Source organism: Rhizobium anhuiense, assembly GCF_003985145.1.
Classification (GTDB): domain Bacteria; phylum Pseudomonadota; class Alphaproteobacteria; order Rhizobiales; family Rhizobiaceae; genus Rhizobium; species Rhizobium anhuiense.
The window spans coordinates 68,795-90,130 of the sequence record NZ_ML133539.1 but is presented as its reverse complement, the minus strand read 5'-3'; the positions used below and the strand labels follow the sequence as shown (position 1 = coordinate 90,130).

Genomic DNA, 21,336 nt, shown 5'->3' with positions numbered 1-21,336 from the left:
TCCGGCACTTCGGACGGCTTTTTTTTTGACAGTCGCTCCTGTATGGCTGTGGCCTCAACGAGGCGATACGCAGATGAATGAGCAGACGGCCGAGCCGAACGAGGCGCCCGAACCTTCCAAGGTCCAGCCGCCGGCACGGCCAGCGCGCGAACCGGTCTTCAACCTTCCGCCGGCACTGTTCTTCAGCCTTTGCCTGCTGGCCGCCATCTACGCGGTGCAGGAGCTCTTGCTCTCCGACGATGCGCTGAACTGGCTGTTCTTCACCTTCGGCTTCGTTCCCGCCCGCTATGTGATTCCGCTGTCGCAGCAGGGGCCGGAGCTGTTCTGGACGCCAGTCACCTATTCGCTGCTGCACGGCAGCGTTCAGCATATCGTCTTTAATGCGTTCTGGCTGATGGCCTTCGGCGCGCCCGTGGTGCGCCGTATCGGGACGCTGCGTTTCGTACTCTTCTGGCTCTTTTCCTCCGTCGCATCCGCTGCCCTGCACGCGGTCCTGAACTGGGGGGACGTGTCGCTTTTGATCGGCGCGTCAGGGGTAATCTCCGGGCTGATGGGCGCTGCCTGCCGATTCGCCTTTCCAGCCGAACGACGGCCGATGCTGCCGGCGCATCTCAATGCCCGGCTTTCCATCTTCGAGGCGCTGAAGAGCCGCACCGTCATCATCTTCATGCTGCTCTGGCTGGTCGGTAACGCCCTGATCGCCGTCGGAATCCCGCTCGTCGGCGACAGCGATCAGGCGATTGCCTGGGACGCGCATATTGGCGGCTTCGTCTTCGGCTTCTTCCTGTTTTCGCTGTTCGACCGGGCGCCGCGCCCGCCTGTGATGGAACCTGCGGGCACCGAGAAGGATGTGTTGCAATCCTGAGCCGGGCAGTGCACGATTGCCTTATCCGCGCTGGGGGGAGAAACCGCCGCGGATGCCTGTGACAAGTGTTTCACGGACATAGGAGGTTCGAATGACCAGTTCAGTCAAAGCAATCCTCGACCTGAAGGGCAGGGACGTCGTCACTGCCGGGCCGAACACCACCGTCGCCGAGGCGGCGGCCATCCTCAGCAAGAAGAAGATCGGCGCGATCGTCGTCGTCGGCATGGAAAACCGGATTTCGGGCATGTTCACCGAGCGCGATCTCGTGCATGCGATCGCCAAGCACGGCAAGGAAGGCCTCGATCACTCGCTCGCTCAGGTCATGACCGCAAAGGTCTACCGCTGCCATGAGGAGACGACCGTCAACGAGCTGATGGAGCTGATGACCAGCCGCCGTTTCCGTCACGTGCCGGTGGAAAGCAACGGCAAGCTTGCCGGCATCATCTCTATCGGCGACGTGGTGAAATCGCGCATCGCCGAAGTCGAGCGTGAGGCCGAGGAAATCAAGGCCTATATCGCCGGCTGAGGTTTTTGCCGGCCGTGCCTGATTGATGTCGCCGTTCCAAACGCCACACGCTTTCGGACGGCATGCATCAGGGCTGGCTAGCGTAGACTTCCTGCATGCGCTTGATCTCGGGGAGCCGGGCTCTGGCTTCCTCGTAGCCGCGTTCGATCGCTTCGCCCGCCCGGTGGAATTCGGAAAGGCCGATATAGCTGAGGCGCGGCTGCAGCGAAATATCCGGCGGGTCGCCGGCAAGACGGGCGCGGGCGATCCTATCCTGGATGATGTTGAAGGCCTGCACCATGACGCCGGTCATGCCGAGGCGCGCATAGGGCGCCTCTTCCTGCTTCTGCACTTCCTGCGGCGAGAGGCTGGCATTGTGCCGGACGACGGCCGAGCGGCCGTACAGGTCGTAGTTGAGATTGACGGCGACGACGAGCGGCTGCTCGTAGGCACGGCAGACGGAGACGGGGACGGGATTGACCAGCGCCCCGTCGACCAGCGTGCGGTGATTGCTGCGCACCGGCTCGAAGATGCCGGGCAGGGCATAGGAGGCGCGCAGCGCTGTAATCAGCGACCCATTGGCAATCCAGACCTCATGGCCGGTATTGACCTCGGCCGCGACCGCGACGAAGGGCCGATCGAGATCCTCGACATTCAGGCCTTCGAGATGTTCCTGCATGCGCTTGGTCAGCCGCATGCCGCCGAAAAGGCCGCTGCCGCCGATGGTGAGATCGAGGAGACTTGCAATCCGGCGCATGGTCAGCGAGCGCGCGAAACTTTCGAGTTCATCGAGTTTGCCGGCGAGATAGCAGCCGCCGACCAGCGCGCCGATCGAGGTGCCGGCAATCATACCGATTTCGACCTTTGCCTCGTCGAGCGCGCGCAGCACGCCGATATGAGCCCAGCCGCGGGCCGCGCCGCCGCCGAGCGCCAAGGCGATCTTGATTTTCTTGACAGGCGCGGGAGGCGGGATCGTCTCCAGCGTCGTGGACATTCCGGAACCAGGACCTTCGCCTTCAGAGCTTTGACGATGCAGACTCCAGCTCAGCATGGCGCTCTCCCCTCCCAGCAGAACACTTGGTTTCCGATAGTGTGCCCGATCAGTTTCCAAATGGTATATAGAAGCGGTTTCTGGCGCAATAAGGAGCAAATGCCGGAGAAATTCGGGCTATTTTCCGTAGACATCGTGTGGATCGAAATGAATCTCGTCGTCGACGATATCCAGCATCGGCTTTCCGTCTCGAAGCGTGATCGTGCGGTAGAAGCAGGAGCGGCGGCCGGTGTGACAGGTGGCGTCGTGGCCGGCGACCTCGACCTTCAACCAGATGGCGTCCTGATCGCAATCGGTGCGGATTTCCTTCACCGTCTGGAGATTGCCGGAGGTCTCGCCCTTCTTCCAGATCTTGCCGCGCGAACGGCTGAAATAATGGGCCGTACCGCTCTGGATGGTCAGCGCCAGCGCCTGAGCATTCATATGCGCCACCATCAGCAGTTCGCCGTCCCTGGCGTCGGTGACGATCGCGGTGATCAGGCCGCGGTCGTCGAAACGCGGCGTGAAATCGCCGGCGTCTTCCAACGCCGACTTGTCCCCGGATGGTTGATTGAAGATCAGTTGACTCATCGCGGCCCTCCTGAGGGAGCCGGTATCAGCGGCTCCGCACCATGGTCATGAAACGGGCCTGATCGGCCGGCTCGGTCTTGAACGTTCCCGTAAACGTGGTCGTCAACGTGGTCGAGCCCTGCTTCTGAACGCCGCGCATCGCCATGCACATATGTTCGGCCTCGATCATCACGGCAACACCGCGCGGATTCAGCGTATCGTCGATGGCCCTGGCGATCTGCGCGGTCATCGTTTCCTGCGTCTGCAGGCGGCGACCATAGATCTCGACGACACGGGCAATCTTCGACAGACCGAGCACACGCCCGTCCGGCATATAGGCGACATGGGCCTTGCCGATGATCGGCACCATGTGGTGTTCGCAGTGCGAGAAGAAGGGAATGTCCTTGACGAGGACCATGTCATCGTAACCGGCGACCTCCTCGAAGGTGCGGCCGAGCACGTCTTCCGCCGCCATGTCGTAACCGGAAAAAAGCTCGCGATACGACTTGACGACGCGGGCCGGCGTATCGAGCAGGCCTTCGCGCGTCGGGTCGTCACCGGCCCAGCGCAGCAGAACGCGAACGGCTTCCTCGGCCTCCTGTTGGGAAGGGCGATCGGAGTCCCGGTTCGTCTGCGGAAAGTTCTTTACGATGGCGTCCATGAACAATGGTCTCCTGGCCCGCACCGCGGGCCCATCTGTCGGAATCGCCACTGGTCAATCCCATGCGGGAATTCATGCACCTTTGGCAGGCTCCGGGGCTTTCGGGGCGGATTCAACGCCCGTCCGGCACGGTTTCCCAATCAAACTTACAAGAGGCCATTGCATTTTCATGGCCTTCGAACGACATACATATAGGAAGACGGCCATTATATGTAAGTATCCTCGGACGACACGGTGTGTTTTTTGTTTCAATAACAATAACACCCGCAAAGAGGCCGATCCGCAGCGATTTTGGAGCGGAAATCCAGCATGGATGACATCTACAACAGCAAGATTCTCGAATTCGCAGGCAATATTCCGTTGACCGGCACGTTGGCGGATGCCGATGCGACCGCCCAGGCCCATTCCAAGCTCTGCGGCTCGAAGGTGCGGATCTGGCTGAAGATGGATGGCGATACCGTGAGCGGTTTTGCCCATGACGTAAAGGCCTGCGCACTCGGCCAGGCCTCGTCCTCGATCATGGCCCGCCACGTGGTCGGCGCGACATCGGGCGAACTGCGCCAGGCACGCCTGGACATGCTTGCCATGCTGAAGGCCGATGGAGCGGGGCCGCAGGGACGGTTCGAAGACATGCGTTATCTTCTGCCGGTGCGTGACTACAAGGCTCGCCATGCTTCGACGATGCTGACCTTCGATGCCGTTGTCGATGCGATCGGGCAGATCGAGGCGAAACGGGCGGAAGTTGTCGAGGCGTAGCTGACATGTGCGAGTTCTGCGTCCGGCAGGCTGATGATGAGGACGACGGCGGTGCCGCCGGATCAGGCAAGTCGCGTGAAAAGGCCGCAGGCTCCTCCCGCAACTATACCGGCCCGTTCCGCAAGACCCCCGACCGCTTGCTCGGCATGGGGCTTATCCGCCTCTATCAGCTGACGCTTTCCGGCTTTGTCGGCAATTCCTGTCGCCACATCCCGACCTGCTCCGAATATGGCTATGAGTCGATCGCCCGCCATGGCCTGTGGGCTGGCGGCTGGATGACGCTGTTTCGCGTCGGCCGCTGCGGCCCGGGCGGCACCAGCGGCCTAGACCAGGTGCCGGAGAGGCTCGGCGACCGCTTCCGCTGGTGGACCCCCTGGCGTTATCTCGCTCTCGGACGCAAGAGAGGGTGAGCGCCATGACGATGCCCGGTGAATACAGGCGTGCATCGGAGGATTTCGACAGCTATCTCGATGATGTGAGAGCCGATGCGCTGATCGACAGCCGCAATGTGGTCTACACGATGACCCAAGGGGTCTTTCAGACATTCCGCTGCCGCCTCGATGTCGCAGACGCACTGCGGTTCGCCGATGTGCTGCCGCCGGTGCTGCGCGCAATCTTCGTCTCCGACTGGAACCCGCATGACGCCAAACGGTCCTTTGATGATCGTGCCGCGATGACGCGCGAGGCGCAGTCACTGCGCGGTGACCATAATTTTGCCCCCGACACTGCCATCCGAGACGTGGCAATGGCTGTGCGAAAACATGTCGAAGTCGCCGCATTCGACAGAGTGCTGAAGACATTGCCCGACGGCGCAGAGGAGTTCTGGCGGCCATGAGCACCTTCATCGCCCTCCTGCACAGCATTGTCCTGACGCCAGATCGCCGCGTTATCATGCAGGATTTGCGCGCACTTGCCGAAGAGCTCGGCTATCGCGAGCCGCGCACGCTGGTTTCCACTGGCAATCTCGTCTTCGAGGCCGACGATATGCGGCCGCACGAACTCGAAGTCGCCCTCGAAGAGGGTTTTGAAGAAAAGTTCGGCAAACATGTTGATATCATCGTGCGCAGCGACTGCACCTGGATGGCGCTTTGCAGCACCAATCCTTTCAAGGACGGTAATGGTGACCAGGTCATCGTTCGGGTAATGCGCCTGCCGGTCGACCCGAAGAAGGTGGAGGCGCTGAAACCGCTGCTGACCGAGGGACAACGCATCGCCGTCGTCGGCGGCGATCTCTGGATCGATTTCGCCGGCAAGCCGAGCCAATCCAAGCTGCTTTCGGCGCTGACGACCAAGCGGCTCGGCGTCGGTACGATGCGCAACTGGAACACGGTGTGCGGTCTGACTGAAATGATCATCTAGGCCGGCTTCTTCTTTACTCACGTAGGAAATCTGAGTATCAGGCGGCAGCGTTTCCGAGGACGGAGGCGCTGCCGTTGCAACCACCCGCATTCGTTGGCGGGACTGGACAAGGAGAATTTCGATGTCCCAAGCTATTTCCCTGACATTTCCCGATGGTTCCGTGCGCAGCTTCGATGCTGGCGCAACCGGCCGGGATGTCGCTGAATCCATTTCCAAATCGCTCGCCAAGAAGGCGGTCGCCGTCGCAATCGACGGCACCGTGCGCGACCTTTCCGATTCCGTCACGACGGGCAGGATCGAGATCATCACCCGCAACGACGACCGCGCGCTGGAGCTCATCCGCCACGACGCGGCGCACGTCATGGCCGAAGCGGTGCAGGAGCTCTGGCCCGGCACCCAGGTGACGATCGGCCCGGTCATCGAAAACGGCTTCTATTACGACTTCGCCAAGAACGAGCCCTTCACGCCCGACGATCTGCCGAAGATCGAAAAGAAGATGAAGGAGATCATCGCCCGCAACGCCGCCTTCACCAAGCAGGTCTGGTCGCGCGAGAAGGCCAAACAGGTATTCGCCGACAAGGGCGAGCAGTACAAGGTCGAGCTCGTCGACGCGATCCCGGCAGGACAGGATCTCAAGATCTATTACCAGGGCGACTGGTTCGACCTCTGCCGCGGCCCGCATATGGCCTCGACCGGCCAGATCGGCAACGCCTTCAAGCTCTTGAAGGTGGCCGGCGCCTATTGGCGCGGCGACAGCAACAATCCGATGCTGAGCCGCATCTATGGCACGGCTTTCGCCGAGCAGTCGGAACTCGACAACTACCTCCACATGCTTGCCGAAGCCGAAAAGCGCGACCACCGCAAGCTCGGCCGGGAAATGGACCTGTTCCATTTCCAGGAGGAAGGCCCGGGTGTCGTATTCTGGCACGGCAAGGGCTGGCGCATTTTCCAGTCGCTGGTCTCCTATATGCGTCGCCGGCTCGCCGTTGATTATGAAGAGGTCAACGCACCACAGGTGCTCGACACAGCGCTCTGGGAAACCTCGGGGCACTGGGGCTGGTATCAGGAAAACATGTTCGCCGTGAAATCGGCGCATGCAATGACGCATCCCGAAGACAAGGAGGCGGATAACCGCGTCTTTGCGCTAAAGCCGATGAACTGCCCCGGCCATGTGCAGATCTTCAAGCATGGCTTGAAGTCCTATCGCGAATTGCCGATCCGTCTCGCCGAATTCGGCCTGGTGCACCGCTACGAGCCTTCGGGCGCGCTGCATGGGCTGATGCGCGTGCGTGGCTTTACGCAGGACGACGCGCACATCTTCTGCACCGACGAGCAGATGGCTGCCGAATGCCTTAAGATCAACGACCTGATCCTGTCGGTCTATGAAGACTTCGGTTTCAAGGAAATCGTCGTCAAGCTTTCTACCCGTCCGGAAAAGCGTGTCGGCTCCGACTCGCTCTGGGATCGTGCGGAAGCCGTCATGACCGATGTGCTGAAGACGATCGAGGCTCAGTCCGAAGGTCGCATCAAGACCGGCATCCTGCCGGGCGAGGGCGCTTTCTACGGGCCGAAGTTCGAATATACGCTGAGGGACGCGATTGGCCGTGAATGGCAGTGCGGCACGACACAGGTCGATTTCAACCTGCCGGAACGCTTCGGGGCCTTCTACATCGACAGCAATTCCGAAAAGACGCAGCCGGTGATGATCCATCGCGCCATCTGCGGCTCGATGGAACGCTTCCTCGGCATCCTGATCGAGAACTTCGCCGGCCATCTGCCGCTCTGGGTATCGCCGCTGCAGGTGGTGGTGGCAACGATCACTTCGGAAGCCGATGCCTATGGGCTTGAAGTGGCCGAGGCGTTGCGCGATGCCGGTCTCAACGTCGAAACCGATTTCCGCAACGAGAAGATCAACTACAAGATCCGCGAGCATTCGGTCACCAAGGTTCCTGTCATCATCGTCTGCGGCAGGAAGGAGGCCGAGGAGCGCACGGTCAACATCCGCCGCCTCGGCAGCCAGGACCAGGTTTCGATGGGGCTCGATGCCGCCGTCGAGAGCCTTACTCTTGAGGCAACGCCGCCCGACATTCGTCGCAAGGCCGAAGCACGGAAAGCCAAGGCGGCCTGAAAATAGCGAGTTACGACAGCGCCGGGCCCTGGCCCGGCGCTGTCGGAAATCTGATATAAAGCCGCACTCTGTCGATGACGCTGCCCGCCGAAGCGCGGCCTTGCCCAAAGGTCTCGGCTGGGCCAAGCCGATCGAGGTTAAATCAATCGAGGCTGGTGTCGTCGCCGCCTTGTGGCGCGAGTTGCTCGTAGGAGGGCAGCGGAGCGACCGGAGCCGGCTGGACGCCCGGCGGTGGCGGTGTGCCAACCGGCACCTGTTGCACTGTGCGAGCCGCGCTCGCCGGCGGCTGCGGCTGCTGGTCCTTCATCAGAACCTCGACATCGGTATTCCTGCCGGCGACGACGGTGAAATCGCGCTGGTAGATCTTGTCCTTGTTGCGGGCGACGGCGGAATAGCCACCTTCGGCGAGAACCATGGTCGGGAAGGCGCTGACGCTTTCGCCGACGCTGTCGCCGGCGGCCGTCAGGATCGACCAGGCCGTATCGGCGATTGCCTCACCGCCGGCATCGGAGACAAGCTTGAAGGTGACCTGCGCGGCGCGATGCTGGATCGTCGCCTCGGTCAGCTTGCCGGCCTCCACCTGGATGTCGGCGCGGATCACGGCGTTGACGTTGCCGTACTCGGAAACGATGTGATAAGTGCCGGCATTGAGGCGGACGATGGTATTCGGCGAGACATCGGCAACGACGAGGCCACGCTCGCCATCGTCGCGCACTTCCGAGGAATAGATCGAGAAGCTCAACTGGTCGGGGCGGATGCGGGCATCGGTGCCGGAGACGGCATTGAGCAGCAGGCCGCCGGCATCGAGCACCATCACCTGCTTGTCGACATCGCCTTCAGCCGGCACGGTCAGCTTCTTGGTGACGCCGGCGCGGCCAAAGGAAACGTTGACGAAATAATCGCCGGGGGCGAGCTGAAAGGCGGCGGGTCCGCCCTTGGCGCTGGCGATCAGCGGCAGTTTGCCGTCGGCTCCGGCGATCGGGCTGAAGACGTACCAGGAGAGGCCTTCCTCCACCGGCGTGCCGTCCGCCGTCAGCTTGGCCTCCATCGGGACGTCACGCAGTTTGACCCCTTCAGGCGCATTGCCAGGCGCGATGAAAGCATCGAGCTTCGGCATCTTCGGCGTCGATTCAAGCTGTTTGAATTCCTTGAAGGCATCCTGAGCGCCGGCGCCCAAGGGCGTCAGTATCATCAGGGCAATGGCAAGGCCGATGCGTGCAAAAGGCGAAATGCCAAACATCTGTTTCGTGAACCGATTGACTTCTGAAATCGCAAAGGCCACTTCAAGACCAACGCGATGGCAAATTCAAGACCCACCCTTCGCAGCAGCATTAAAATGAGAGTTTCTCCCGCATGAAATCCGATATCAAGCTGATTGATTACCTCGCCGTGCGCCGCTCCATCCCCGCTTTCCAGATGTGTGAACCAGGCCCTGAGAAGGCCGAAATCGAGGAGATCCTGCGGCTTGCCTCGCGGGTTCCCGATCATGGCAAGATCGCGCCCTGGCGCTTCATCGTCTATCGCGGAGAGCAGCGCGCCCGTCTCGGTGAGGAGCTTCTGACCTTGGCGCTCAAGGCAAAGCCCGACCTTTCCGAAGAGATGATCCAGGTCGAGCGCACCCGTTTCACCCGCGCGCCCGTGGTCGTCGCCGTCGTCAGCAAGGCGGGGCCGCATATCAAGATCCCGGAATGGGAGCAGTTGATGTCGGCCGGTGCGCTTTGCCTCAACGTCATCCTCGCCGCCAATGCCAGTGGTTATGTCGCCAATTGGCTGACGGAGTGGTTCGCCTATGACCAGCGCGCTTATCCGCTGCTCGGCGTCGGTCCGGATGAAAAGGTGGCGGGCTTCATCCATATCGGCTCGACCACATTTCCAGCCATCGAGCGGCCGCGGCCGGAGCTTGCCGATACCGTAACCTGGGTCGGTGGAGAAGACTGATGTTCTACGCCACCGACGGGAACCGGCACGGGCTCGCGCATGATCCGTTCAAGGCGATCGTGTCGCCGCGTCCGATCGGCTGGATCGGCAGCAAGGGCAGGGACGGTTCGATCAATCTCGCGCCCTATTCCTTCTTCAATGCCGTTGCCGACCGGCCGAAGCTGGTAATGTTTTCTTCCGCCGGGCGTAAACACAGCCAGCGCAATGCCGCCGAGACCGGCGTCTTCACCTGCAACTTCGTCAGCCGCGATCTTGCCGAGAAGATGAACCTCTCCTCGGCGGCACTGCCCTACGGCAACAGTGAATTCGACTTCGCCGGTCTGACGCCGAAGCAGGCCGAACTGATCGATGCGCCCTATGTCGGCGAGGCCTTCGCGGTGCTCGAATGCAGGGTTACCGAGATCATCGAGCCGAAGACGCTGTCGGGTGAACCGTCCGAAAACGTCCTCGTCTTCGGCGAAGTGGTCGGCATCCGCATCGACGAGGCGATCGTCAGGGACGGCCGCCTCGACATGTCGATCGCCCGCCCTGTCGCCCGCATGGGCTATATGGATTACAGCGAGGGCAGCGATGTTTTCGAGATGGTCCGGCCGCAATTGCCGCCGATTGGTGGCTAATCAAGGCATGTAAAGGCTTAAGAAACATGGTGAACCAATCTTAAACCTTTTGCCGCTACCGTCGCAGCATTGAATGGAGCGCGAAGGAATCGCGTTCAAGTGCTGGGGCGTCGCGTGATCGTAGAAGCTTTCCTTCGTTGGATCGAAACGGCCAAGACGGGTGACCGGGCCCGGGCCGCAAACGCGCTCGGGCGAGCCTATCTGCAGTCCGAGATGTCTGCGGATGAGCGGGCGGCGGCTGAGATGGCGATGACCTTTCTGCTCGACGATCCGTCGCCGCGCGTGCGGCTGGCGCTGGCCGAGGCGATCGCCTGGTCGCCCGATGCGCCGCGCAGCCTGATCCTTTCTCTTGCCGAGGACCAGCCCGAAGTCGCCTGCCACGCAGTGACCTGTTCGCCGCTTTTGAACGATGCCGATCTCGTCGATCTCGCCGCCCGCGGCAATGGCGCCACCCGCATGCTGATCGCCGCCAGAGCGCATGTGACGCGCCCGGTTTCCGCCGCGCTTGCCGAGGTTGGTGACGAGGAAGAACTGCTGTGCCTGCTCGAGAATGACGGCGCGGTGATCTCCAGCCTTTCGTTGAAACGCATCGCCGAACGGCTCGGCGACTGCTGCGATATCCGCAACCTGCTTCTCGACCGCAGCGATCTTCCGGCCGATGCCCGCCAACTGCTGACCCAACATGTCAGCAATGCGCTGGTCGGGCTACCGCTGGCGCAGGCGGCTATCGGCCTGCAGCGGCTCCAGCGCATCAGCCTCGAGGCGACCGAGGCTGCCATCGTTTCGATCGCCGGCGATATCGCGCCGCGCGAAATACCCGATCTCGTCCAGCATCTGCGACTCAACGGCCGGCTGACGCCATCCCTCCTGATGCATGCGCTCTGCGCCGGAAAGGTCGACTTCTTCGCCGGCGCGATCGTCGATCTCACAGGCTGCAGCGAGCGCCGGGTGCGCTCGATCCTGGCAACCGGGCGCATGCATGCGGTGCGCGCGCTCTACGAGTCCGCCGGCCTGCCGAGAGATATTAGTGTCATCTTCGTCGAGGCGACGATGCTGTGGCGCGACGCCGCCAGAAAAGCGCCGGGCAGCGTGCTCGGCAATGTCTGCGGCCGTCTTCTGGAAAAGTTCCGCCATCACGACGCGCATGGCGCGATCGGTGAGCTGCTGGACATGGTGGAAAAACTCCACGTCACCGAACAGCGACAATCCGCCCGTGTTTATGCGGCGCTCGCTGCGGCCTAAAGCGCGTCGCGATCTTCAAATTCGCTTGCCGGACTTCAGGTCTTTGTTTCCGCCCGTCTTTTGGCGCAAAACCGCTGCACAGTTTTGCGCGACATGCTCTAATCGGCGAGCCGTGTCACCACCCAGGAATAGCTGGTGGAGACAAAATGCACCGGCTTGGTGAGCGTGTCCTTGACGCTCTTGCCGGAAGGCAGATGGTCGCGCACCTGCTGGGCAATATTATCGGCAAAACCAAGCAGTCCCTGCGGACGCTGTTCTGTCGCTTCAACAACAGCCGGCGGAGCGGGCGCCGGTTTCGGCGGCTCGGCGGCGGCAACGGTCTTCGGGGCCTCGCACACCGCGATTACCGAGGGATAATTGACATTCACATAGGTCTTCAGCCGGCGCTCGGCTTCGGCATCGCAGGCGGCAACAGTTTCCCAGCGTTTATCGACCGTCGCGAGATAATTGCACTGGCTGATGGAATCATCGCAGCCGAGAATGGTCATCGCGATCAGCACCGCTTGCATATTCTGCTTCCTTGACTATTGAGCATGTCATCGTCTTAGACGGCGCAATTCCAACCGAATGAAGGCAGCGGGATTAACTCTTTGTCATGTCGGCAAAAATTGTGTCCCAGTGCCAGCAGGGAGTCAGCATGTCCGTCACCATCGCCCTGGAGCCGCCGCGTCAGGCAGGTGTCATCCGGCTTCTCGATCTTTCCGATGCCTATGCGCAATCGCTCTATCCCCCTGAGAGCAACCATCTGGTCGACCTCTCGTTGCTGGAGAAACCTTCGGTGAGCTTCCTCGTCGCACGCAGCGACGACGTGATCGTCGGCTGCTGCGCGCTGGTCGAGGCCGGCGACGGCACGGCTGAGATCAAGCGCATGTTCGTCGATCCAGAGGCGAGGGGGCTGAGGATCGCCAGCGGACTGATGAATGCGCTGGAAGCGATCGCCGGGGAAATGCAGCTGAAGGCGATCCGGCTCGAAACCGGCATCTACCAGCCCGAGGCGATCAGCCTCTACCGCAAATACGGATATCGGGAGATCGAGCCTTTCGGCGCTTACCTGCCGGATCCGCTCAGCCTGTTCATGGAAAAGCGGCTGGGATGATCGCCCGCTAGGGCGGGTGACGATTTAACAGTCAGGGATTCCCAGGCTGGAGCAAATCAGATTCCACACCGACTTTTGCAGGTCGGTGATGGATTGCGACGCACTTCGAGATGATCGATGGGAGCGTATCAGCGGCTTTGTGCCGGGTCGAACCAAAGGCAAGCGCGGTTCCCGCACGGACAATCGAGCATTTTTGGAGGGGGTATGAGCGATGTGTGCGGGAGCAAATTCGCGGCCGAATCTGGTCGCTCACTTGCGCAATCGGTTTGGTCGAATCTGCCACGGCAGCCCCCATTTTCATCTCGATTAGTACCAATCTTTGGGGAAAAGCTGCCCAAAATAGCTAAATTCAGAAAAAAATTTCGATTCCGCCTTCGACGGCAGGAATCCAGTCACGCCCACTAGCTTTTTCTAATGTTTTCAATGGACGCATTTCGCTATAGTTGCAGAAAGAATAATTCGCGGTACGCGAGACATATATTTTGCCACATTTTGGGCGACTCGAAATTCACCAAATATTTCAAACCGTAACTTCGGATCGATTTAGATAATGTGGCAGCAATATGGCTATACTTCTCAAGCACTTACTGTCGCGTTGCTGTTGCGCCCTCCAAAACGTCGCCCTATAACCTCCCGCCGTAACGCCTGATTAACTAAAAATAGTAACCGGCAAAGACAACGCTAAGGTTGAGGAACAAGAACATGACGACATACTACGTAGCGACGACCGGCAGCGGCGGTAACGGCAGTGCCTCGTCTCCTTTTCGCACGATCAGCGAGGCAATGGCTGCAAACCTTAAACCCGGCGACGAGGTCGTGGTGAAGCCGGGGACCTACAACGAGAGCATCAACATCGACAAGGACGGCTCGGCGGCTGGCGACATCACGCTGCGCTCGGAAGTGCCTGGCGCAGCACTGATCCGTCCGCCCTCGGGCTCGTACACCGGGATCAGCGTCAACGCCAACTACGTGACAATCGACGGCTTCGACATCAAGGGCGGCAACGGCGACGGCATCGAAGCGAACAACGTCCATCACGTCTCAATTCTCAACAACAAGGTCCACGACAGCGGGGAGTCGGGCATTCAGTTCAACTATTCTGACTTCGTCAAGATCGTAGGGAACGAGACCTACAATAACGCGTCGTCGGGCTGGTACTCGGGCATCTCGATCTACGAGAACCGGAACATCACCGGCGATACCTCGACGACCGGCTACCGGAATATCGTGCAGAACAACATCTCGCACGACAACGTCACGAAGTCGGGTGCACACACCGATGGCAACGGCATCATCATCGACGATTTCCAGAGCACGCAGGCGAGCGGTCATCCGAACTACACGTTTAAGACCCTGGTCGACAACAACCTGGTCTACGAGAACGGCGGCAAAGGCATCCAGGTTGCCTGGAGCGACTCCGTCACGGTGCAAAACAACACCGCATACCACAACAATCAGGACCCGCTGAACGACGGCACCTGGCGCGGCGAACTCAGCAACGCGCAGTCGAGCAACAACACCTGGGTCAACAACATCGCCGTAGCGGACCCATCGGTGAACAAGAACAACACTGCGGTCGATAACACGTCGTACGGCGGCTACACCAACGCCAACACCGTCTGGGCCAACAACATCACCTACAATGGGACGGCCGGCCAGTCCTCGGTCAGGACTGACGGCGGCAACGCGATGCCGAGCACGGCGAACGGCAATAAGCTCGGCGTCGACCCGAAATTCCTGGGGGCAGCGAGCGGCGACTTCCACCTCGGCTCCGGCTCGTCGGCGATCGACGGCGGAACCAACAAGTACGGCGTCGGCTCGGTCGATCTGGACGGCCACGCTCGCGTCGTTGGAACTGTCGATATGGGTGCCTACGAATCGGGCTCCAGCGCGGCACCGGGAACGCCAACCACGCCGACGAATCCGACGACGCCAACTACACCGACGAACCCGACCACGCCAACCACGCCAACTACGCCGACGACAAAGGAATTCGTCGGCACCAACGGCAACGACATCCTGCCACACACCGGTCAGTCCAACGGCGGCAACGAAACCTTCAAGGGTCTCGGCGGTAGTGACGTGTTGAAGGGCGGCGCCGGCGCGGACGTGCTCGACGGTGGTAGTGGCACCGACACGGCCAGCTATGCAGGCTCCGGCGCGGTCAACGTCAACCTGGCGACTAAGGCCGCATCGGGCGGGCAAGCCACCGGTGACAAGATCGCCAGCATCGAAAACTTGACTGGCTCCAGCTACAACGACGTGCTGACTGGCGGCAATGGCGGCAGCAACATTCTCAATGGCGGGGCTGGCGCGGACAAGCTCAGCGGCGGCGCCGGCGGGGACGTCCTCAATGGTGGTGCCGACAACGACACGGCCGGCTATGCGGGTTCTGGCGGGGTCAACGTCAACTTGGCGACTGGGGCCGCATCGGGTGGGTATGCCACCGGTGACAAGTTCGTCAGCATCGAAAACTTGACTGGCTCCAGCTACAACGACGTGCTGACCGGCAATAGCGGCAGCAACGTTCTCGATGGCGGGGCCGGCGCGGACAAGCTCAGCGGCGGCGCCGGCACGGACGTCCTCATCGGTGGTGCCGGAAAGGACATCATGACCGGCGGTATCAGCTCGGATACGTTTGTCTTCAAAACAGCGGCGGAAGCCGGGTCCGGCTCGACCCGCGACGTCATCACCGACTTCCAGCACGGCGTCGATAAGATCGATCTCCTTGCGATCGATGCGAATGGCTCTGCACAGGGCAATGGAGCCTTCCATTTCCTGGCGCAGGAGGGTGCCTCATTCGACCACAAGGCCGGCGCGCTCACTTGGCACTATGAAGACAAAGCTGATGCTACCGTTGTCCAGGGCGACCTGAACGGCGACGGTGTTCAGGACTTCCAGGTTCAGCTGCATGGCCACGTCCAGCTGGGGGCAGGCGATTTTCTCCTGTAACGATATCCGTTGTGGCGGTCGTTCGATCGCCACAACAATCGCGCTAGCGATCTGAAAATATGTCAATGGCAGAGTAATAACCAGCCACGCGACGCGCAAAAGTCGGTTACTCGGCGCGCGGATGAGTCCACCGGGAGGGCGTAGCCCGAGCGGGGTTCCCATCCGCGCGCTGCGATTTTTCGACGCGTGTCAGCCGTCCTTTCGGGCGCGGCTTTGCGCGAGGCGATAGCTGTCGCCGTTCATCTCGCGGATGTTGACTTGGTGGGTGATGCGGTCCAGCAGAGCGTCGATCAGGCGCTCAGATCCCAAGGTCTCGGTCCATTCGTCGAACGGAAGGTTGCTGGTGATCAACGTGGCAGCCGTGCGCGGTGTTGCGAGATCAGTTCGAACAATAATTCCGCACCGGGCCATATTGCGATTGCGGCGAGCTTGACGAACCTCATGAAGTTGACGAGCAGCTTGTCGTATCGGGTTGCGACGCGTCGAAGTCGTATGGGATGGAATGCTTACGCGTCGGATTGCATGGGATGACAGCTTCGGCATCCAGATTGCTGATGACTTGGCGCAATGCATTAGAATCATAGGCTTTATCGGCGAGAACGCGGCCAGCTTGGAGTCCTTCGAGCAAGGCTGAGGCCTGGGTGACATCGGCGCGCTGGCCGGGAGTGAGGATGATCCTGAGGGGCAGCCCTCTGCCATCGGTGGCCATGTGGACTTGGTGGTCAGTCCTCCTCGGGAGCGTCCCAAAGCCTGGTCCCCTTTTTGGCTGCCATCCTTTCCGGTGGCGGCGCGCACCAGCGAAGAATCGAGGGCGACATAGTCGTTGTCGGGATCCTGGACGAGATGATCGAACGCCGTCTCCCAGACGCCCGCCTTGGCCCACCGGGTGAAGCGCTTGTGGACTGTCTTGTACTTGCCGTAGCGCTCAGGCAGGTCATGCCAATGGGCTCCAGACCGCAACACTCACAAAACCGCGCTCACAAACAAAAGGTTATCGGCCCGATTCGGCTAGGATCTCTGGGCTTGCCCGGCAAAACATCGCAGATACGACGCCATTGAGATGCCGTCGCTTGGCCATCTGAAGTCTCCAAATCAATCAATCCGGAGACCTATGCATCACACATGAAGCCTGACGTGAATCCTGAATGTCGATTGGACCTACGGCAGGTTCAGCCTTCGGCAACGCGCGGGATCGGTTTCGACGAGCCCGGGATTGCCGGCGGGGCCTGTTCGTCGATGAGGAGCTGCGGTCCCGTCTCGCTCTTGTCGGCATTGCGGGCCTCGTGGATCCATTCGCGCCAGATGGCGACGATCAGCGCCATCAGCACCGGGCCGATGAAGAGGCCGAGGAAACCCATTGTCTTGACGCCGCCGACGAGGCCGAAGAAGGTCGGCAGGAAGGGCAGCTTGATCGGACCGCCGACGAGCTTCGGCCGCAGCGTCTTGTCGACGATGAAAAGTTCGACCGTACCCCAGACGAAAAGACCGATGCCGGCGACATGCGAGCCGCTGGCCAGCAGATAGACGGAGACCAGCGTGAAGGAGAGCGGCGCGCCGCCCGGTATCAGCGCCATCACGCCCGTCAGCACGCCGAGGGTGACCGGCGACGGCACGCCGGCGATCCAATAGGCGAGCCCGAGCACGATGCCTTCGCCGATCGCGATCAGCGTCATGCCCATGACGGTGGAGCTGATCGTCGCCGGCACGACCCGAGAAATGCGTTCCCAGCGGTTCGGCAGGATGCGCTCGCCGAGCATGTCGATCTGCTTGGAGAAGGAGAAACCGTCGCGATAGACGAAGAACAGCGCAATCAGCATGAAGAGCAGCGTCAGCAGCAGATGGAAGGCGCCGCCGCCGGCCGCAAGCACGGCACGATAGATATTGCCGATATTGGCGCCGCTGACCGCCTGGATGACCTCACCCAGGGCGCCGGGACTGCCGATATATTTGGTCCAGGCTTCATCGAGATAGGCGCCGGCCAAAGGCAGCGCGACGATCCAGTCCGGTGTCGGGGCGCCGGCGCGGTTGGCGTGGATCGCCCAGGTGACCCAGGTGCGCACTTCGCCCGTCGTATACGTGACCGCAAGCCCGATCGGGATGACCAGGAAGGTGATGATCATGATGATGGCGATGGTGGCGGCGATCGTCGTGTTGCCGCCGACGCGGGCAAGAAGCTTGCGGTAGAGTGGCCAGCTGGCAAAGCCGATGACGAGGGCTGCGAGCACCGGCACGAGGAAGCCGTAGAAGAAATAAACGCCGGCGGCGACGATCAGAACCAGCAGCCAGCGCGCCGCCGAGATGGAGGGAATCAGCGGCGTGCGTGTTTGCGCCGACGATCCGAGCCATCGCGGTTCATGATTGTTTTTCTGACGGTCGAATACACCCACGCGCGCCTCTTCTTATTCTTGTACTCTGGTTATGGGCCATGATCCCGACGGTTTCAAGGTCCGCAACGTGAAAGCGTATACAAAGCGTCGCTATTCGACCCGCAGAATCGAATGTCTTACTACTGCGGACGGCGCAAGACCTTGAAGGCGTAGAATTGCGTCTTTTGGCTGGACGAGAAATTATTGTCGGAGCCGAGAATGAGGACGTCGGCGCCGTCCTTGGCCTTGCCGAGCGACATGGCCTCGATATTGTCGGGAACAAGGCCGATGGCCCTCAGATCAAGGACCTGGCTCTTGCGGGCAGGGACGACGCGCTGGTCGGTTTTGGCGAGTGACGGGATGGCTGATACGTCGGTGGCATCGGCCAGATCCATCATCATGATCTTGATGGTGTTGCCGAAGCCCTGGGCATAGCTGCGCTCGACGGCGAACAGCCGATGATCGTCGAGGGCAAGCATCTCGGACATGCCGTTGTCATTGCCGCCTTCGGCCTTGGTGGCGGCCTGCGGGATCGGCGAGACGGGGTAGACGTACTGAGCCTTCGGCTCACCGGTGGCGCCGTCGTAACGGATGATGCGCGACAGGCTGCCCGACGTCAGTGAGGGGTTCGGGCCGTCCTGGTAGAGGGCAGCTTCGACGCCGACGAAAACATCGCCCGAGGGCCCGACTGCGAGATCCTCGAAGGCGAGGTTGTCGCGGATGCCGGTCGACTTGTCGGCGGTCGGCGCAAAGCCCTCCGGCAACTTGAATTCGCGGACGAAGGAACCGTCCGGCGAAGCGACGCGGACGAAGGGTGCAAGCAACGCCTTGCCGTCGCCTTCGCTGCCCCAATAGATGCCGTCCTCGCCGAGGCGGATCGATTCCGGATCGACGCTCCTTGAGGCGAAGGCCTCACCGTTTTTGTCCTTCAACGTGACTTGCTTGACGACCGAAACGCTCTTGAGACCGATGCGTCGACATCGACGTCGAGTTCATAGAAGCGGGCAGGGCCTCTTTCCGAGCGGTCGTCGCTGATGGCGATGTAGTGGCCGTTGGCGGCATCGAAATCGAGACCTGATATGCCGCCGAATTCGACGCCGTTTTCCATATGGCCGGGGATGACAAATTCGCCGAGATAGGAGAGCGAAATGCCGGCGGCGCAATCGCCGAAGGGGCAGGCAGTCTCGACGGTGGCGCCGATCTCGGTGGCGCTGACGGCGACGGTGCTGGACAGGAAAACGAAAGCGGCAGCCGCGAGAAAACGCTTGGTCATGACAAATATCCGGCAAGGGGTCTGAAAACGGTTCGAAACGGCGCAGCCGCTCCCCCAAGGGAAGGCGCGCCAACCGCTTCATCCGCCGGTTGTTTGACGGAGTTGTTACGGTTCTTCGTCAGTTCCGTGAAATCGTCGATGCTAAAATGCGGTGCGCCGAACCGTTTTCACCCGCACCCAAGCGCATTCAGCGCTTTCGATCTAGAGTGCATTTTTATCACATTGTTTCTCCTAATGCGGGAAAAACAGAAATTACCTTGCAATTGCAAATTCAATTTGTAGTCTTCTTTTTGAGGTCATCGCCGCTGAATTGCAACTTCGCAGATGGTATTTGTGATCTAACGTGAGAGACCAGCGAGGCGGCAGATCAACGCTCGGGTCTCAGCAACTCTGACGTCCAAGCCGAGATTTCCGACGGTAGATGGCAGAGGCTTGGCGAGGTCACGCCTGTACCCGGCATGCCGGTCGAAGCTTTCATCAGGCCAGGGAGCGGACTGCTGGCCTATCTGACAAAGCCGTTCATGGATCAGGTCGCACGGGCGTTCAAGGAAGATTGAGAAAGATGCGGCGCTTTGATCAAAGACCAGGGGAAGAAAGGCTCCTAACCACTGCCGACGCATTAGCCCGTTCCGTATTCCCTGCGGCTGCGCGTCCCGGTCCGAGCGATACGCAGGATCTAGGTCACGGTGCAGGTCAAGCGAAAGACCGCTTTATCTTTCTGGATGAGCTTCGAGGACTGGCTGCGCTATCAGTGGTTCTCTTGCATGCCAGCCAGCTTTTCAGCTTTCGGCTCAACTCCCACCCCTCCTTGGCCGTGGATTTCTTCTTTTGCCTGAGTGGCTTCGTTCTCGCAAATGGATACGACCGAAAGCTAAAGGCGGGTGCTCTGGGGAGCAGGGCATTCTTGCTGAAGCGCGTGGTACGGCTTTATCCCATGATGGTGGTTGGCGTCGCCTTGGGCGTCCTCGCGTCGCAATTTGCTTTGACGCCCAATATTGCTCTCGCCGAGGTCTCGATTCTTGCTGTGGGCGCATTATTCCTATTGCCCCTGGGGCTCTTGGTAGGGCAGGAGGCCTTCGCGATCAACAACCCACTCTGGTCCATCTGCTTTGAAATGGTCGCTAGCGTGGTTTACGGCTCAGTCGCTCACCGTCGGATACATTTTTGGCATGAGATAGCGGTCTTCGCGTTGTTGGCCGCAGCGCTTTTCCAAGTTGTCATGTTCGAGGGTGCTATCGGGCCGGTTGGTTTTGCGAACTGGCGAGCATTCTTCGAAGGCTTTGTCAGGGTCGGCTTTTCGTTTCTTGCCGGCGTCTTGATCTTCCGCTGGAATATCCATCGTCGCGTCGGGGCTGTTCCACCTCAGATCCCGCTTTTCGTCCTGATCGCCGTGCTATTTTTCCCCTTTGCCGTCCCGAGTGACGTCTACGATTTCACTTGCATCGCGGTCATAATTCCGATCGTGGTCACGCTAGCTTCAGCAGTACCGCAGGGCGCGGAGCGGCCGTTCGCTGTCTATCTCGGGCAGTTGTCTTATCCCCTGTATGTCGTCCATCTGCCTGTTATTCAGTTCGGCGATCATTTCCAAAACCTCACCGATGGCTTCATTCCATTGCCGGTCACGGTGAGCGGGACGCTCCTGGTCGCTGTCGGGGCGGCACATTTTTTACACGGTTGCTTCGATGCGCCCCTTCGCGCGTACTTGGGCCGCAAGTTTCTCTTGAACTAGTTTAATTGCTCTCAAGCCGGTCATTGCTTTTTGGACACGGCTCGGTCCCATGAGCGCGATTATTGAAGCAAACTAGCTGGCAGGTATCGCCCTGCTCTAGTGAGAAATCTATCGAAGTACTGGCCAACGCACCTGCAACCTATTGAAATTTGGCATGCTGGTCCCGAAAACGCATCGATTTCTGGCCAGCCAAGAACCTAAAAATGGCCAACGAATTCGGCCAAAAGAAAAGCCGGGCAAAAATGCCCG

The 21,336-nt window shown here is 60.5% G+C and carries 19 protein-coding genes and 3 pseudogenes; 13 read left to right on the top strand and 9 right to left on the bottom strand.

Features of this window, described 5'->3' with window-relative positions:
• Nucleotides 1–73 precede the first annotated feature (73 nt).
• Both EEQ99_RS30675 and EEQ99_RS30670 read left to right on the top strand, forming a co-directional pair.
• Complete coding sequence (locus EEQ99_RS30675) at nt 74–865, top strand: rhomboid family intramembrane serine protease (RefSeq protein WP_097623416.1); 792 nt, start codon at nt 74–76, stop codon at nt 863–865.
• A 91-nt stretch (nt 866–956) separates the two neighbouring features.
• Nucleotides 957–1,391 (top strand): CBS domain-containing protein, encoded by a 435-nt coding sequence (locus EEQ99_RS30670; protein WP_011652090.1) that lies wholly within the window; start codon nt 957–959, stop codon nt 1,389–1,391.
• Nucleotides 1,392–1,458: 67 nt separating this feature from the next.
• Here the strand turns inward: EEQ99_RS30670 and EEQ99_RS30665 are convergent, their stop codons facing one another.
• The 3 genes from EEQ99_RS30665 to folE form a co-directional block, all read right to left on the bottom strand.
• The gene (locus EEQ99_RS30665; RefSeq protein WP_047615287.1) at nt 1,459–2,421 is read right to left on the bottom strand and encodes a patatin-like phospholipase family protein; all 963 of its coding nucleotides are present in this window, start codon (nt 2,419–2,421) and stop codon (nt 1,459–1,461) included.
• Between the two features lie 117 nt (nt 2,422–2,538).
• On the bottom strand, nt 2,539–2,991 hold the full coding sequence (gene hisI, locus EEQ99_RS30660; RefSeq protein ID WP_063473934.1) for a phosphoribosyl-AMP cyclohydrolase: 453 nt from the start codon (nt 2,989–2,991) through the stop codon (nt 2,539–2,541).
• 25 nt (nt 2,992–3,016) lie between these two features.
• Complete coding sequence (gene folE, locus EEQ99_RS30655; protein ID WP_127431646.1) at nt 3,017–3,631, bottom strand: GTP cyclohydrolase I FolE; 615 nt, start codon at nt 3,629–3,631, stop codon at nt 3,017–3,019.
• A gap of 309 nt (nt 3,632–3,940) precedes the next feature.
• Here folE and EEQ99_RS30650 point away from each other — a divergent pair, with 309 nt between their 5' ends.
• The 5 genes from EEQ99_RS30650 to thrS all read left to right on the top strand — a co-directional run bounded on the left by EEQ99_RS30650 (nt 3,941) and on the right by thrS (nt 7,874).
• Nucleotides 3,941–4,387, top strand: coding sequence for an iron-sulfur cluster assembly scaffold protein (locus tag EEQ99_RS30650; RefSeq protein ID WP_097631241.1), 447 nt, complete (start codon nt 3,941–3,943; stop codon nt 4,385–4,387).
• A 5-nt stretch (nt 4,388–4,392) separates the two neighbouring features.
• Entirely contained in the window at nt 4,393–4,797 is a 405-nt protein-coding gene (gene yidD, locus EEQ99_RS30645) for a membrane protein insertion efficiency factor YidD (RefSeq protein ID WP_097631240.1), read from the top strand.
• Between the two features lie 5 nt (nt 4,798–4,802).
• A complete protein-coding gene (locus EEQ99_RS30640) occupies nt 4,803–5,222 on the top strand; it encodes a DUF2267 domain-containing protein (protein ID WP_097631249.1) in 420 nt (139 codons plus the stop codon).
• Nucleotides 5,219–5,746 carry a DUF1697 domain-containing protein gene (locus EEQ99_RS30635; protein ID WP_047615277.1) on the top strand — a complete coding sequence of 176 codons (528 nt, stop codon included), beginning with the start codon at nt 5,219–5,221 and terminating at the stop codon, nt 5,744–5,746. The genes EEQ99_RS30640 and EEQ99_RS30635 overlap by 4 nt, the downstream gene beginning before the upstream one ends.
• A gap of 121 nt (nt 5,747–5,867) precedes the next feature.
• Nucleotides 5,868–7,874: a threonine--tRNA ligase gene (thrS, locus tag EEQ99_RS30630; protein ID WP_127431645.1), complete on the top strand. Its 2,007-nt coding sequence runs from the start codon at nt 5,868–5,870 to the stop codon at nt 7,872–7,874.
• Between the two features lie 142 nt (nt 7,875–8,016).
• On the opposite strand, the gene EEQ99_RS30625 is transcribed toward thrS, so the two are convergent.
• Nucleotides 8,017–9,114, bottom strand: a complete 1,098-nt coding sequence (locus EEQ99_RS30625) for a hypothetical protein (RefSeq protein WP_063473940.1) — start codon at nt 9,112–9,114, stop codon at nt 8,017–8,019.
• Between the two features lie 113 nt (nt 9,115–9,227).
• Here EEQ99_RS30625 and EEQ99_RS30620 point away from each other — a divergent pair, with 113 nt between their 5' ends.
• The 3 genes from EEQ99_RS30620 (at nt 9,228) to EEQ99_RS30610 (ending at nt 11,671) form a co-directional block, all read left to right on the top strand.
• Entirely contained in the window at nt 9,228–9,812 is a 585-nt protein-coding gene (locus EEQ99_RS30620; RefSeq protein WP_063473941.1) for a nitroreductase family protein, read from the top strand.
• Complete coding sequence (locus tag EEQ99_RS30615) at nt 9,812–10,429, top strand: flavin reductase family protein (protein WP_063473942.1); 618 nt, start codon at nt 9,812–9,814, stop codon at nt 10,427–10,429. Before EEQ99_RS30620 ends, EEQ99_RS30615 begins: the two co-directional genes overlap by 1 nt.
• Nucleotides 10,430–10,528: 99 nt before the next feature.
• Complete coding sequence (locus EEQ99_RS30610; protein WP_127431644.1) at nt 10,529–11,671, top strand: DUF2336 domain-containing protein; 1,143 nt, start codon at nt 10,529–10,531, stop codon at nt 11,669–11,671.
• 98 nt (nt 11,672–11,769) lie between these two features.
• Here the strand turns inward: EEQ99_RS30610 and EEQ99_RS30605 are convergent, their stop codons facing one another.
• Nucleotides 11,770–12,180, bottom strand: coding sequence for a hypothetical protein (locus tag EEQ99_RS30605; RefSeq protein WP_047615269.1), 411 nt, complete (start codon nt 12,178–12,180; stop codon nt 11,770–11,772).
• Between the two features lie 128 nt (nt 12,181–12,308).
• Here EEQ99_RS30605 and EEQ99_RS30600 point away from each other — a divergent pair, with 128 nt between their 5' ends.
• Both EEQ99_RS30600 and EEQ99_RS30590 read left to right on the top strand, forming a co-directional pair.
• Nucleotides 12,309–12,767 (top strand): GNAT family N-acetyltransferase, encoded by a 459-nt coding sequence (locus EEQ99_RS30600; protein ID WP_097544324.1) that lies wholly within the window; start codon nt 12,309–12,311, stop codon nt 12,765–12,767.
• Nucleotides 12,768–13,469: 702 nt separating this feature from the next.
• The gene (locus EEQ99_RS30590) at nt 13,470–15,719 is read left to right on the top strand and encodes a M10 family metallopeptidase C-terminal domain-containing protein (RefSeq protein ID WP_097623420.1); all 2,250 of its coding nucleotides are present in this window, start codon (nt 13,470–13,472) and stop codon (nt 15,717–15,719) included.
• Between the two features lie 189 nt (nt 15,720–15,908).
• On the opposite strand, the pseudogene EEQ99_RS30585 reads toward EEQ99_RS30590, so the two are convergent.
• From EEQ99_RS30585 to EEQ99_RS30570, 4 genes and pseudogenes are all read right to left on the bottom strand, one after another.
• Nucleotides 15,909–16,126: pseudogene (locus tag EEQ99_RS30585) on the bottom strand (ATP-binding protein); the annotation flags it as partial.
• Nucleotides 16,127–16,810: pseudogene (locus tag EEQ99_RS30580) on the bottom strand (IS5 family transposase); the annotation flags it as partial. It abuts the pseudogene before it with no gap.
• A 78-nt stretch (nt 16,811–16,888) separates the two neighbouring features.
• Nucleotides 16,889–18,106 carry an AI-2E family transporter gene (locus tag EEQ99_RS30575; RefSeq protein WP_047615262.1) on the bottom strand — a complete coding sequence of 406 codons (1,218 nt, stop codon included), beginning with the start codon at nt 18,104–18,106 and terminating at the stop codon, nt 16,889–16,891.
• A 119-nt stretch (nt 18,107–18,225) separates the two neighbouring features.
• Nucleotides 18,226–19,358: pseudogene (locus EEQ99_RS30570) on the bottom strand (esterase-like activity of phytase family protein).
• Nucleotides 19,359–19,920: 562 nt separating this feature from the next.
• On the opposite strand from EEQ99_RS30570, the gene EEQ99_RS30560 reads away from it, so the two are divergent.
• Entirely contained in the window at nt 19,921–21,087 is a 1,167-nt protein-coding gene (locus EEQ99_RS30560) for an acyltransferase family protein (protein WP_127431643.1), read from the top strand.
• Nucleotides 21,088–21,336: the final 249 nt, after the last annotated feature.